The 12,093-nt window shown below is 61.5% G+C and carries 13 protein-coding genes; 7 read left to right on the top strand and 6 right to left on the bottom strand.

The features are described from left to right. Positions 1–65: 65 nt before the first annotated feature. On the bottom strand, positions 66–497 hold the full coding sequence (locus tag ACP7AD_RS06650; RefSeq protein WP_426145719.1) for an XRE family transcriptional regulator: 432 nt from the start codon (positions 495–497) through the stop codon (positions 66–68). Between the two features lie 92 nt (positions 498–589). Between ACP7AD_RS06650 and ACP7AD_RS06645 the strand changes: the two genes are divergently transcribed. Next, positions 590–2,791: a site-specific DNA-methyltransferase gene (locus ACP7AD_RS06645; protein ID WP_426145717.1), complete on the top strand. Its 2,202-nt coding sequence runs from the start codon at positions 590–592 to the stop codon at positions 2,789–2,791. A 20-nt stretch (positions 2,792–2,811) separates the two neighbouring features. On the opposite strand, the gene ACP7AD_RS06640 is transcribed toward ACP7AD_RS06645, so the two are convergent. Continuing rightward, the gene (locus ACP7AD_RS06640; protein ID WP_426145716.1) at positions 2,812–3,120 is read right to left on the bottom strand and encodes a HigA family addiction module antitoxin; all 309 of its coding nucleotides are present in this window, start codon (positions 3,118–3,120) and stop codon (positions 2,812–2,814) included. A 12-nt stretch (positions 3,121–3,132) separates the two neighbouring features. Beyond that, positions 3,133–3,414: a type II toxin-antitoxin system RelE/ParE family toxin gene (locus ACP7AD_RS06635; RefSeq protein WP_426145714.1), complete on the bottom strand. Its 282-nt coding sequence runs from the start codon at positions 3,412–3,414 to the stop codon at positions 3,133–3,135. A gap of 50 nt (positions 3,415–3,464) precedes the next feature. Between ACP7AD_RS06635 and ACP7AD_RS06630 the strand changes: the two genes are divergently transcribed. Both ACP7AD_RS06630 and ACP7AD_RS06625 read left to right on the top strand, forming a co-directional pair. Continuing rightward, entirely contained in the window at positions 3,465–6,422 is a 2,958-nt protein-coding gene (locus tag ACP7AD_RS06630) for a DEAD/DEAH box helicase family protein (RefSeq protein WP_426145713.1), read from the top strand. Positions 6,423–6,571: 149 nt separating this feature from the next. Next, positions 6,572–7,516, top strand: coding sequence for a delta(1)-pyrroline-2-carboxylate reductase family protein (locus tag ACP7AD_RS06625; protein WP_426145712.1), 945 nt, complete (start codon positions 6,572–6,574; stop codon positions 7,514–7,516). Positions 7,517–7,644: 128 nt separating this feature from the next. On the opposite strand, the gene ACP7AD_RS06620 is transcribed toward ACP7AD_RS06625, so the two are convergent. Beyond that, positions 7,645–8,400, bottom strand: coding sequence for a sulfite exporter TauE/SafE family protein (locus tag ACP7AD_RS06620; RefSeq protein WP_426145710.1), 756 nt, complete (start codon positions 8,398–8,400; stop codon positions 7,645–7,647). 124 nt (positions 8,401–8,524) lie between these two features. Here ACP7AD_RS06620 and ACP7AD_RS06615 point away from each other — a divergent pair, with 124 nt between their 5' ends. Further along, positions 8,525–9,166 carry a trimeric intracellular cation channel family protein gene (locus ACP7AD_RS06615; protein ID WP_426145709.1) on the top strand — a complete coding sequence of 214 codons (642 nt, stop codon included), beginning with the start codon at positions 8,525–8,527 and terminating at the stop codon, positions 9,164–9,166. A gap of 40 nt (positions 9,167–9,206) precedes the next feature. Here ACP7AD_RS06615 and ACP7AD_RS06610 read toward each other — a convergent pair whose 3' ends face one another. Further along, positions 9,207–9,428: a hypothetical protein gene (locus ACP7AD_RS06610; protein ID WP_036805970.1), complete on the bottom strand. Its 222-nt coding sequence runs from the start codon at positions 9,426–9,428 to the stop codon at positions 9,207–9,209. A gap of 181 nt (positions 9,429–9,609) precedes the next feature. On the opposite strand from ACP7AD_RS06610, the gene ACP7AD_RS06605 reads away from it, so the two are divergent. Next, on the top strand, positions 9,610–10,044 hold the full coding sequence (locus ACP7AD_RS06605; protein WP_426145707.1) for a DUF1841 family protein: 435 nt from the start codon (positions 9,610–9,612) through the stop codon (positions 10,042–10,044). 90 nt (positions 10,045–10,134) lie between these two features. Here the strand turns inward: ACP7AD_RS06605 and ACP7AD_RS06600 are convergent, their stop codons facing one another. Continuing rightward, positions 10,135–10,812: a c-type cytochrome gene (locus ACP7AD_RS06600; protein ID WP_426145705.1), complete on the bottom strand. Its 678-nt coding sequence runs from the start codon at positions 10,810–10,812 to the stop codon at positions 10,135–10,137. A gap of 132 nt (positions 10,813–10,944) precedes the next feature. Between ACP7AD_RS06600 and ACP7AD_RS06595 the strand changes: the two genes are divergently transcribed. Together ACP7AD_RS06595 and ACP7AD_RS06590 are read left to right on the top strand one after the other, a co-directional pair. Then, the gene (locus ACP7AD_RS06595) at positions 10,945–11,787 is read left to right on the top strand and encodes an AAA family ATPase (protein ID WP_426145822.1); all 843 of its coding nucleotides are present in this window, start codon (positions 10,945–10,947) and stop codon (positions 11,785–11,787) included. A 16-nt stretch (positions 11,788–11,803) separates the two neighbouring features. Beyond that, positions 11,804–12,037, top strand: a complete 234-nt coding sequence (locus tag ACP7AD_RS06590; protein ID WP_426145703.1) for a hypothetical protein — start codon at positions 11,804–11,806, stop codon at positions 12,035–12,037. The last annotated feature ends 56 nt before the right edge of the window (positions 12,038–12,093 follow it).

Genomic DNA, 12,093 nt, shown 5'->3' with positions numbered 1-12,093 from the left:
ATATGAATGAAATATGCCATTTGCGCACGCCTGTCTTGCGCAAGCAGCTATTTATTTTGTAGCACTTATCCGGCTCGACTCTGTGGCGTTTGCGGGGGCGCCTCGGCGTCGTTGTGGACCTTGGCGAAGGTCAGGATCACCTCGCGGATGATCTTGCGCTGCGGCGCGGGCAGCTTGAGGAAGGCGTCGAAGGTTTCGCGTTCCAGGTAGCCGACGCCTTCGTCCCAGCGCTCTTTGTGTTGCTGAATTGAATTGCGCACCGCTTCGCCAAAACGCAGCACTTGTGGCTCGACCTTGAGCCAGTCAGCCAATACCTGCAGTTTTTCCTGCGATGGAATTGCCTCGCCGCGCAGCCAGCGGCGCACCGCCTGCAAGGTGACTGAGCGCCCCCAGTAGCGCGTATTGAACTCCCGCTCCAGCACCACCGGGCGCAGCGCATAGCCCGCATGGACCATGGCGTCGCTCAGGCGTTTGGCAAATTCCTCTTTTTCATTCATGAACCAAAAGTTAAGTTTTCAGCCCTGCCGAATAAAACTTACTGTTTATTTCAAACTAAACTCTTTGTTCACTTTTCAATGAACAGGAAGTCATGGCCAAGTCCCTGCTGGAGCAGTTGCCCGAAATCGTGGCCAACGGCCGTAAAGAAGCCGAAAAAATCCTGGAAAGCCTTGAAAATCGCCACCGCGTGACGCTGCAGACCCGTGAGGTGGTGCTGCCCGCCAAGGACGCGTCGGCGCAGGACTGGATCACGGCGCAAAGCCGGGCGGCGCAGCGCGAAGTGTTTGCCCCCGGCCAGGCCAGCTTGCTGCCCAGCGCGCAGCCGCTGCTGACAGCCGACAGCCCGGGGCAAGCCGAGCCGTGGACCAACCGCCTGATCTACGGCGACAACCTGCTGGCCATGGCGGCGCTGCTGGCGGGCGACGAACACACGCCTTCGTTGCGCGGCAAAGTCGATCTGATCTATATCGACCCGCCGTTTGACAGCAAAGCCGACTACCGCACCAAGGTCACGCTACCCGGCGTGGAACTGGAGCAAAAGCCGACGGTGATCGAGCAGTTCGCCTATTCCGACACCTGGAGCGACGGCACGGCGTCGTACCTGGCGATGATCACGCCCCGACTGATTTTGATGCGCGAGTTGCTGGCCGATACCGGCTCGATTTACGTGCATCTGGACTGGCATGTGGGGCATTACGTGAAGCTGGTTCTGGATGAGCTTTATGGCAAAGACAATTTTCGAAACGAAATTATTTGGAAGCGTACTGCCAGCCATTCTGACTCGTGCCAAGGAGCTGAGCACTTGGGTCGTCAACACGATGTGATTTATTGGTATGCCAAAACAGAGCGGGCCTTGGTTAACCTGATCTACGAGCCATATTCACAGGAATACATTGACAGCGCCTATAAACATGTTGAAACCGGCACAGGACGTAGGTTTCAGCTCGATAACACCAGCGGCCCCGGCGGAGCACAAAAGGGCAACCCCTACTACGAGTTCAAAGGTGCCACAAAATATTGGCGCTATTCCAAGGAGCGGATTGAAAGACTTCATAGCGAAGGACGCTTGATTCAAAGCAAAACAGGCACCGACTGGAGATACAAGCGATATTTAGACGAAATGCCCGGTGTGCCATTGCAATCGCTCTGGCTCGATATTTCACCTTTACAGAGTCAAAGCGGAGAGCGAACCGACTACGCGACACAAAAGCCGGGACGGTTGCTCGAAAGAATCATCAAACTCTCGACCAACAAAAACAGCATCGTCGCCGACTTCAACGGCGGCTCCGGCACCACCGCCACCGTAGTCGAAAAACTCGGTCGCCGCTGGATCACCACCGACCTCGGCAAGCCCGCCTGCATGATCATGCGCAAGCGACTGATCGACCAGGACGCCAAGCCTTTTCTTTACCAGGCCATCGGCGACTACCAGGTCGAGGCGGCCAAGGCCATGCTGGGGCGCGACTTCCGCATCGGCGACCTGTCGCAGATCGTGCTGTCGCTGTATGGCGCGCTGCCGCTGCCGCCCGACGTGAACCCGCAGCGCAACCTCGGGCAGATCGCCGGCATGGCCTTTGGCGCCGGCAAGAGCAGCAGCAAGACGCTGGTGCTGGCCGACTCGCCCAACAAGCTCACCGGCATGGCGACGCTGAAAAAGGCGGTGGCGCAGCGCGACAACCTGATGGGCGGCTGGGACCGGGTGGTGGTGCTGGGCTGGAATTTTGAACCATCGATAGGCGAAACCATCACCGCGCTGAACGATTCGCGCCTCGAAGTCCTGGTGATTCCGCCCGACCTGATGGACCGGCTGAAGAAAAAAGGCGGGCTGGACAAGCTGCGCGGGCAGGTGCGGTTTTCGTCGCTGCAGTATTTGACGATTCATCCCATCGAACGCGCGCCAAGCCGGGGAACCCTCACCCCTGCCCTCTCCCAGGGGGAGAGGGAGCAAAACCAGGAAACGCTGACCGTTCGGCTGAAAAACTACGTGCTGCTGTCGCCCGAAGCCATCAACCTCGATGACGCCAACCGCGCCAAGCTGCAGGCCGTGATCAACAAAGAGCCGCTGGCGCTGATCGAATACTGGGCGGTGGACCCGGACTACGACGGCCGGGTGTTCCGCTCGGTCTGGCAGGACTACCGGGGCAACACGGCCAATGATGAAGATGCATTGCGCGTGGTGACGCAGGCGGTGGTGACGGCGCCGTTCAAGCCCGGCCCGCGCAAGGTGTGCGTGCGGGTGGTGGATGTGTTTGGCTTTGAGGCGGAAGTGGTCAGCATGGTAGGGGCGGCGTGAACCGCAGCGAGACAGCTGTTTCAGGCCACAGTCAGTTCCCGCACCGCCAGCAGGCTGTCTTTCATTTCAAGCTGCGCCACTTTCAGGTCGTAGGTGGTCTGCAGGTTCAGCCAGTACTGCGGCGTCTGCCCCAGCGCACGGCCCAAGCGCAACGCCAGTTCGGCCGTGACGGGACGATCGCCCCGAAGCAGGTGCGAAATGCGCATGGGCGAGACGCCAATGGCGTCGGCCAAAGCCACTTGGGTCAGCCCCATATCTTCAAGCGTTTCGCGCAGGAACTCACCGGGGTGAATAGCCGGAAGTCCGTTCACGGGTGTTTTAACTTTCATGGGGCTCGCTCCTTAGTGGTAGTCCACGATTTCAACGTCTTGCGCATTGCCGCGCTCGAACCGGAAGCACACGCGCCAACGGTCATTGATGCGGATGCTCCATTGGCCAGCCAGCTCACCCGACAAAGCCTCCAGCCGGTTGGATGGCGGCTGGCGCAAGTCCTCTACGACAGTCGCCGCATCCAGCTGGGTCAGCCGCATCACGGCACGCCGCAGGATGTCGGGCGGCAAACGACGCGACTTGCCCGTGGCAAACAGACGTTCAGTTTCGGCGCTGGCAAAGCTTTCAATCACGGCTCAAATTATAAACAATTTGTTTAGTCGACAAATCCCGAGACCATCACATGCCTGAAAAAGACAAGCAGCTCGCCCTTTCCGCAGGCCTCACCGCCAAAACGCAGCAACTCTGCCTGGGCCTTGAATCCGGCGCGGCCGACATTCTGGAACTCGTCACGCCCACCACCGCCGAACTGCTGAAATGGTGGTTTGGCGAAGACATGGTGCTGGCCCGAAGCGGGCTGAACTTTCATGCCGGGCAGAAACAGGCGATCCTGAACGCCATCGTGGCGCACGAGGTGCTGGGCAGGGACAGCGCGCACTGGACGCTGCTGGACCTGTACCGCGCCGCCGCGCCCGATTCGCTGCTCACTGGCACGCGGCTGAACGAGGTGGCGCAGGCCAAGCACGGCCACCCCAAGTATTGCTTCAAGATGGCGACCGGCACCGGCAAGACCTGGGTGATGCAGGCGCTGATGGTCTGGCAACTGCTCAACAAGACGGCGGCATTGGCTGAAGGGATTGACGACGCACGCTTCACCCGGCAGTTCATGGTGGTCGCGCCCGGCCTGATCGTCTATGAGCGGCTGCTCGACGCGTTTTGCGGCAAGCTGCTTGAAAACGGCAACGGTTCGCGCGACTTCGCCAGCTCGGACATCGCCCGGTTTGCCGACCTGTTCATTCCCGACGCCTGCCGCGACACCGTATTTGCCTTTGTGCGCGGCAATGTGTGCAGCAAGACCGAGATTGGCCTGAAAGCCACCGGCAATGGCATGATCGCCATCACCAACTGGCATTTGCTCAATGAAAGCGACGCCGCCGACGAGATCGAGGACGCCGAAGAAGTGCAAACCCTGGGCGCGCCGCTGGAGCCGCAGCAGGTCATCAATGCCGTATTGCCTCTGATGCCCGGTCGCGCCACCGGCAACAGCCTGGACGTGCTGGACCGGCGCTATGCGCGCGGCAATGTGCTGGAATTCCTGGCCGGGCTGCCCGAGCTGATGGTGTTCAACGACGAGGCGCACCACATTCACGAGTTCAAGCGCGAAGGCGAGACGACCGAGGTCGAATGGCAAAAAAGCCTGAGCCGCATCGCCGCCACCAAGGGCCGGCGTTTCGTGCAGGTGGACTTTTCGGCGACGCCGTACAACGACGTGGGCAGCGGCAAAAACAAGCGCAAGCTCTACTTTCCGCACATCGTCACCGACTTTGACCTGAAAGCCGCCATGCGCGCCGGGCTGGTGAAGTCGCTGGTGCTGGACCGGCGCAAGGAAATCGGCGCGTTGCCGCTGGAGTTCAAGGCCGAGCGCGACGCGGACGGCAAGCCTGTCCTGAGCGAAGGTCAGCGCGTGATGCTGCGCGCAGGGCTGCAAAAGCTGCGCAAGCTGGAAACCGACTTCGCCAAAATCGATCCGACGCGTTTCCCGAAGATGCTGGTGGTCTGCGAAGACACCACCGTGTCGCCGCTGGTCGCTCGATTTTTGCAGGATGAAGGCTTGGCGCAAGACGATGTGATGACGATTGACTCGGGCAAGAAAGCCGAGTTGGGTGAAAAAGACTGGCTGCCCGTGCGCCAGCGCCTGTTCAGCGTGGACAGTCACGCCAGCCCGAAGGTCATTGTCAGCGTGCTGATGCTGCGCGAAGGCTTTGACGTGAACAACATCTGCGTGATCGTGCCGCTGCGCTCGTCGCAGGCGCAAATTCTGCTGGAGCAGACGATTGGGCGCGGCCTGCGGCTGATGTGGCGCGACGACGAATACACCGACCTGAAGCGCGAAAACCGCGAGCGCATCAACGCCGGGCAGGAGCCGGGCAGTTTGCTCGATGTGCTGTCCATCGTCGAGCATCCAGCCTTCCAGTCGTTTTATGACGACCTGATTAAAGAAGGACTGGCGGGCGCGACGGGCGACATGAAGGACACCAGCGCCACCGGCGACGTGATCGCCGCCGAACTGCGCGAAGGTTTCGCGGCGTTTGACTTTGGCATTCCGTTCATCCTGCAGGAAGCCGACGAAGTGCGTGACCATCACGCGCCCGACCTGAGCGCCCTGCCCGCCTTCAGCGCCCTGACGGCAGCGCAACTCAGCGCGCTGCTGGGCAAGGGCGACACCTTTATCTCGCAGGACCTGCAAAGCGCCACGCTGTTCGGCGACTACCGGGTCGATGGCGCGGTGATGAACGTGGGCGGCTACAACGAGTATTTGGCGCGCCTGACGCGGCGCATCAGCCAAGCGCTGAGCGAGCCAGTGCCCAAGGGCAACAAGATTGCCACGCACCTGGCCAAGCCTTATTTGCAGGTCAATACAGCCGAGCTGGCGGGCTGGCTGGACGATTACATCTGGGCGCAGCTGTTCGACGCGGCCTTCAACCCCTTGGACAACGAAAACTGGCGTTTGCTGCTGCTCCAGCCTGTGGTGGACCACATCACCAAGGTGTTTGCGGTGGCGCTGCTGGAGTCGGAGCAAAAGCATGTGACCGGCCGGACCGAGGTGCTGCTGCGGCATTTGAGCGAAGTGCCGCGCCTGATGATGCGCGAAAGCCATTCGATGGAGGTGTCCAAGTGCATCTACACCCGGCTGGCCTGGCCGGCGCACAGCGGCGGGCTGGAGCGGGCGTTCATCCATTGGGCGCAGGCCGACACGCAGACGCTGGCGTTTTGCAAGATCAGCGAAAACCGCCACACCTTTGCCCGCCTGCGCTACGTGAAGGACGATGGCCTGCCGGCGTTTTACTCGCCCGACTTCATGGTGCGCACCGAAAGCGCCATTTATTTAGTCGAAACCAAGGCGCAGCAGCAGACCATCCACCCCAATGTGCAGCGCAAGCTCAGGGCCGCCATGGCCTGGTGCGAGCGCATCAATGGCTTGCCCGCTGACGCGCGCGGCGGCCTGCCGTGGCATTACGTGCTGCTGGCGGAAAACGTGCTGCTCGAATGGCAGGCCAAGGGCGCGCGGCTGGCCGAGTTGCTGGACTATGCGCGGCTGCGGCCGCTGGCGGATTCGTCTGCCCAGGGCAAGCTGCTTTGAAGGAAGCGTTCATTGACGGCCAGGGCTTGATTTATGATAAAAACAGGCTTTTCCGCAATACCAGCCTGCGCAAGCAGCTATTATTTATATAGCATATAGAAAATTCTGGCCAGCCGCTGCCGGCTCCGCAACACCTGAAGGATTCGCCGATGACGCACCCCGCCCCGACTGTCTTGAGCGCCGCCGACACGGCCCTGGCCTTGCCCTACCCGGCGTTGGCGCAGGAGATTGAAGCCTTGCTGCGCGACCCGGCGGTGGTCGTTCCGGCGCGCATCGTGCAGACGCTGCCGGGCGGCGGCAGCCTGTTTGTCATGCCGGCGGTCGATGGCCGCGTCGCCATCACCAAGCTCATCACCTTCACGCCGGAGAACGCCGGGCGCGGCCTGCCCAGCATCCAGGGCGACATCGTGGTGTTCGACGTGGCCTCCGGCCGCCGGGTGGCGATTCTGGACGGGCCGACGGTGACCGCGCGCCGCACGGCGGCCGTGTCGCTGCTCGCTGCGCAAAAGCTGGCCAGGCGTACCGACGGCCCCTTGCTGATCGTCGGCGCAGGCGTGCAGGGCCGCGCCCATCTGGAAGCCTTTCACGCCGGGCTGGGCCTGCGGGAAGTGTGGGTCGCTTCCCGCAACCCGGCCAGTGCCGATGCCTTGGTGCGGCATGCCCAGGCACTGGGCCTGCGCGCCCGCCGGGTCGATGACGCCGACGCCGCGCTGGCCGACTGTCCGCTGGTCGTCAGCACCACGCCGGCGCAGCAGGTAGCCTTGCGCGCCATGCCTGCGCTTGACGCGTTTGTCGCGGCCGTGGGCGCCTTCACGCCCGCCATGGTGGAGTGGGATGCCGCGATTTGCCGCCGGCTGGCGGCAGAAGGTACGCTGGTGGTCGATACCCGCGACGCCGACCATGAAGCCGGCGACCTGCTGCAAGCGGGCATCGACGTGGCGGCCCTGCCGACACTGGCCGATGTGGTTGGCGACACCGCTGCCTGGACCGGCCAGACCGCGCGCCATGCCGGCGGCCCGGTGTTTTTCAAAAGCTGCGGCTGGGGCGGCTGGGACCTGGCCGCTGCGCGATGCATGACCAACCGGGCCAAATGAATTGGGCAAGCCTTGATCCGGACGGTTTCATGCTGGACGCTGCGCCAGCTGCTTCGCACCAAAAATATGGATGAAAACACCATTTTGCGCAATAAGGGCGGGCGTTAGAAGCTATTTATTTTATAGCATCAGACCAAGCCATCCGAGAGCAGCTTGACGCCTGTCAGCAGCATGCCGCCGTACAAAATGCGGTAAAACCAGAGCGGGCTGATGGTCCGGGCCATGCGCACGCCCGCCCACACGCCGATGGGCGCCAGCGGCAGCAGCACCAGCGAGGTCGCCATGTTGCGCAGGTCGAGCAGGCCCAGCCAGGCGTAGGGAATCCATTTGGACAGGTTGATCACAAAGAAGAAAAACGCCATGGTGGCGGTGAACTTGAGCGGACTCAGGCGCAGCGGAATCACATAGGCGCTGATCGGCGGTCCGCCGGCGTGGGCCACGAAGCTGGTGAAGCCCGAGGTGATGGTCAGCAGCGCGCCCAGCCACTTGGGCGGCGGCGGGCTGTCGGGCCGGGGCGGGAACAGCAGGCGCTGCGCCAGAAACAGCAGCGTGAACCCGCCGACGATGGCCGCGACCGTGCGCGCATCCAGCACCCGGAACAGCAGCGCGCCCGCCACCGTTCCCAGCAGGCCGAAGGGCACGAGGAACTTCAGGAACTGAAAATCAAAATCCTTGCGAAAGGCCGCGATGCCGAGCAGGTCCATGAGCAGCAGCAGCGGCATCAGGATCGCCGCGGCTTCGGGCACCGTGACCGCCAGCGCCATCATCGGCACGGCCAGCGAGCCAAAGCCGGCGCCAAAGCCGCTCTTGCTGATGCCCAGCAGCAGCACGGCTGGAACGGCCACGACATAAAAATAGAGATCGGTGATCAGCGGGAAGTCCACGGCGGCAGGTCTTTCTGGCCCGCACCGTGCGGCAAGGCGGAAGTTGAAGCAAAAAAACTGCGCCATGTTACCCGCCGGGCAGGCTTGGGGCATCGGCGGCATTGGACACGGGGACAATAGCCGCATGCTTGTGGACATTCAAACCTGGGGAGAAACACTGCGCCTGTTGGTCGAACTGGCGGGTACCACCGCCTTTGCCGTGTCGGGCCTGCTGGAAGCGGCGCGCAAGCGGCTCGATGCGGTCGGGGTCTGCGTGGTCGCCTTTCTGACGGCGTTTGGCGGCGGTACGCTGCGCGACCTGCTGCTGGACCGGCGGCCGTTTTTCTGGGTCCAGCATGTGGAACTGCTTTGGGGCGTGATGGCGCTGTGCGTGCTGGCCATGCTGTTCTTGCGCCAGCACCATTTCGAGGTCACCGAAAAGGCCATCCAGTGGCCCGATGCGCTGGGGCTGGGGCTGTTCACGGCCACCGGCGTTCACTTGGCGCTGGTTGACGCCATGCCGCTGCTGGTGGCCGTGCTGCTGGGCGTGACCACCGGCGTGTTCGGCGGCGTGCTGCGCGACATGGTCTGCAATGAAGTGCCCACGGCCTTCCGTGACCATCGGCCCTATGCCGTCTGCGCCTTTGCCGGCGGCTGGGTTTACGCAGGGCTGTGGCTGCTGGACGCGCCGGACTGGATGGCGCTGGTGGCCTGCGTTGCCGTGACCGCCGGTCTGCGCTTGGTGGCACTGTGGCGCAACTGGGAACTGCCGGCCTGGCGGGTTTGACAGTATCCAAGCCCAGGCGATTAGCCCGGCGCCATCGGCTTCAGGATTTGCGCGATCCCATCACGAGCACGATGGCGCCCAGGGCGATGGCGCCCAGGCTCAGCCACTGGGGAATGTTCACCGCTTTCTTTTCAGTGACGGTCAGCTCCATGGGGCCGATTTTGGCGGCGGTCGTGTCCTGGGTGAAACTGAATCCGCCGGTGAAAAATCCAGCCAGGCCGGCCACGATCAAAATAATGCCTGCAATGCGCGCTGCGTTCATCGAAATTTCCTTGCCGGGTGGGTGGGTCGATGGGCGGCACTGACCGGAATTGCACCGCCCTGCGGGTAATGTACGGCTTTTACATTTTGTGTCCGTCGCCTGGGCAGGCAGGTTGCACGCGAAACCGCCGTCAAATCATCACAGTCGCAACGAAAACCGCCTGCGTGATAGGCTCTGGCCCATGTTCACGCCCTCCCAAGCCGACGTTCGCCGGTTTTTTTGCTCTGTTTATGCCAAGTCGCTCACCAGTCAACCGCTGGAAGCTATAGAAACCATAGCGAGCCAGTGGATCGACGAGCATCCCGAATACCAGGCCGACTTCATGAATACGGAAGCCGCGCTGGAAAAGGTTTATGGCGGGGAAAGCGGCCACACCAATCCTTTCCTGCACCTGTCGATGCACCTGTCCATCAGCGAGCAATGCTCGATCGATCAGCCGCGCGGCATTCGCCAGGCCGTTGAATTGCTGACCGCGCGGCGCCGTTCGTTGCACGATGCGCACCATGAAACGATGGAGTGCCTGGGCCGCATGGTCTGGGAAAGCCAGCGCTCAGGCCGCCCGCCCGATGGGGCGGCGTATATCGAATGCGTGCAGCGCCAAGCAACGCGAGACTGATATTGAGCGGGCATGCGGCCTGACAGTCACCCGCAAAAAAGCCGCTTGTCCAGCGGCTTTTTCCTGGCATTCGCGCCTGTTTTTTCCGGATCAGCGAAAGCGGCTTTCAGGAACCACCTTGAGTTCGCCCGGCACCGAGGCCAGGTAGTTGGCCATGGCTTTGAGTTCGGCATGGGTGTACTGCTTGGCCATGCCGCCCATGATCGGATGGGCGCGACCGACCTTGGCGCTGGCATTGCCGGCGTTGTCGGTCTTGTAGGCCTTCAGCGCCACGAACAGATAGTCGGCATGCTGGCCGGCAATCTTGGGATAGGAAGGATCGATGGGCTTGTTGTAATTGGCGCCGTGGCAGGATGCGCAGTTGGCCTTGTTCAGCAGGGCCTGGACTTCGGTGCTGGGCTCTTTGGCGGGCTTGTCAGGCAACTGGGCACTGGCTACCAGGCCATGCCCGCTGTAATAGGCCGACAGGTCGGCAATGTCCTGGTCCGTCAGGGTCGCGGCAATGCTGCGCATGGTCGGATGCTTGCGGTCGCCTTTCTTGTAGGCATGCAGCGAGGCGGCAATATAGTTCGCACTCTGGCCCGAGATCATGGGCACTTTGTAAACCTCGGGAAAAGAGGATTGGTAGCCCTTGATGCCGTGGCAGCCAATGCACATGGCATTCTTGGTCTGGCCGGCATTGGCATCGCCCTTGATGTCCTGGGCAAGACTTGCCGTCATCACGAAAGGAACAGCCAGGGCAAATATCGAGGTGAACAGCTTATTCATTTTGCGCGCACAATCCGGTGAAAATCATGGTTTAAACAACGCTGGATTGTATCTGTGCCCGCACAAATGCGGACCATTTTCAACAATCCGATCAACTACCCCATCCACGTCAATACGCCGACTTCAAAAATCATGAAATTCCACGGTTCCAAAAACTACGTTGCCACGCCGGACCTGATGCTGGCGGTGAATGCCGCATCGACCCTGACCCGCCCGCTGCTGGTCAAGGGCGAGCCGGGCACCGGCAAGACCATGCTGGCCGAGGAAGTGGCCCAGGCTTTGAGTCTTCCGCTGCTCCAATGGCATATCAAGTCCACCACCAAGGCACAGCAAGGGCTGTATGAATACGATGCCGTCTCGCGCCTGCGCGATTCGCAGCTCGGCGATGAAAAGGTCAAGGACATCCACAACTACATTGTCAAGGGCGTGCTGTGGCAGGCTTTCACGGCGGACGAGCCAGTGGCTCTGCTGATTGATGAAATCGACAAGGCCGACATCGAATTTCCGAACGACCTGCTGCGCGAAATCGACCGCATGGAGTTTTACGTTTATGAAACGCGCGAGCTGATCAAGGCAAAGCACCGGCCGCTGGTGTTCATCACCTCGAACAATGAAAAGGAATTGCCCGACGCCTTTTTGCGCCGCTGCTTTTTCCACTACATCAAGTTCCCTGATGCCGACACCATGAAAAGCATCGTGGATGTGCATTTCCCGACGCTCAAGAAAGAGCTGCTGGCCGCCGCGATGAAAACGTTTTACGACGTGCGCAACCTGCCCGGCCTGAAAAAGAAACCGTCCACCAGCGAACTGCTCGACTGGCTCAAGTTGCTGGTGGCCGAAGACATTCCGCTGGAAGCGCTGCAAAGCAGCGATCAGAAGGTGGCGGTGCCGCCGCTTGTCGGCGCACTGCTCAAGAACGAACAGGACGTGACACTGTTCGAAAAACTGGTTTTCATGCAGCGCAACAACCGTTAACCTTGAAAGCACCGGCATGAACCAGCGACCGTTGTGGATAGAAGGCGTGTCCGATGCCATCGGTTTTATGGGCGGCGCGCTGCTTGGTTTCTGGGGCGGGCTCCTGCTGGGCCTGGACATTTTTGCGCCGGGCTACGGCAACAGCACTATTGGCGCCATCATGCTGGTCGGATTGGGCGGCGGCCTGGGCCTTCAGCTGGCGCGGCGCTGGCGTTGCACGCTGGCGCAAAAGCGCAATGAAGGCCAATGAACTCGCTGGGCCTGGAATCCATGCCTTCTTCATGGCGAAGCAGCCTTGTTCAAGCA

The sequence above is a fragment of the Polaromonas sp. DSP2-3-2b2 genome (genome assembly GCF_049895905.1).
GTDB lineage: Bacteria > Pseudomonadota > Gammaproteobacteria > Burkholderiales > Burkholderiaceae_C > Polaromonas.
Note: the sequence above shows the minus strand (reverse complement) of the source record. Positions and strands in the feature narration are given on the sequence as shown.

Coding starts and splice junctions, on each gene's coding strand:
- ACP7AD_RS06650 (WP_426145719.1), bottom strand. CDS start 497: ATGAATGAAAAAGAGGAATTTGCCAAACGCCTGAGCGACGCCATGGTC.
- ACP7AD_RS06645 (WP_426145717.1), top strand. CDS start 590: ATGGCCAAGTCCCTGCTGGAGCAGTTGCCCGAAATCGTGGCCAACGGC.
- ACP7AD_RS06640 (WP_426145716.1), bottom strand. CDS start 3,120: ATGAAAGTTAAAACACCCGTGAACGGACTTCCGGCTATTCACCCCGGT.
- ACP7AD_RS06630 (WP_426145713.1), top strand. CDS start 3,465: ATGCCTGAAAAAGACAAGCAGCTCGCCCTTTCCGCAGGCCTCACCGCC.
- ACP7AD_RS06625 (WP_426145712.1), top strand. CDS start 6,572: ATGACGCACCCCGCCCCGACTGTCTTGAGCGCCGCCGACACGGCCCTG.
- ACP7AD_RS06615 (WP_426145709.1), top strand. CDS start 8,525: ATGCTTGTGGACATTCAAACCTGGGGAGAAACACTGCGCCTGTTGGTC.
- ACP7AD_RS06610 (WP_036805970.1), bottom strand. CDS start 9,428: ATGAACGCAGCGCGCATTGCAGGCATTATTTTGATCGTGGCCGGCCTG.
- ACP7AD_RS06605 (WP_426145707.1), top strand. CDS start 9,610: ATGTTCACGCCCTCCCAAGCCGACGTTCGCCGGTTTTTTTGCTCTGTT.
- ACP7AD_RS06600 (WP_426145705.1), bottom strand. CDS start 10,812: ATGAATAAGCTGTTCACCTCGATATTTGCCCTGGCTGTTCCTTTCGTG.
- ACP7AD_RS06595 (WP_426145822.1), top strand. CDS start 10,945: ATGAAATTCCACGGTTCCAAAAACTACGTTGCCACGCCGGACCTGATG.
- ACP7AD_RS06590 (WP_426145703.1), top strand. CDS start 11,804: ATGAACCAGCGACCGTTGTGGATAGAAGGCGTGTCCGATGCCATCGGT.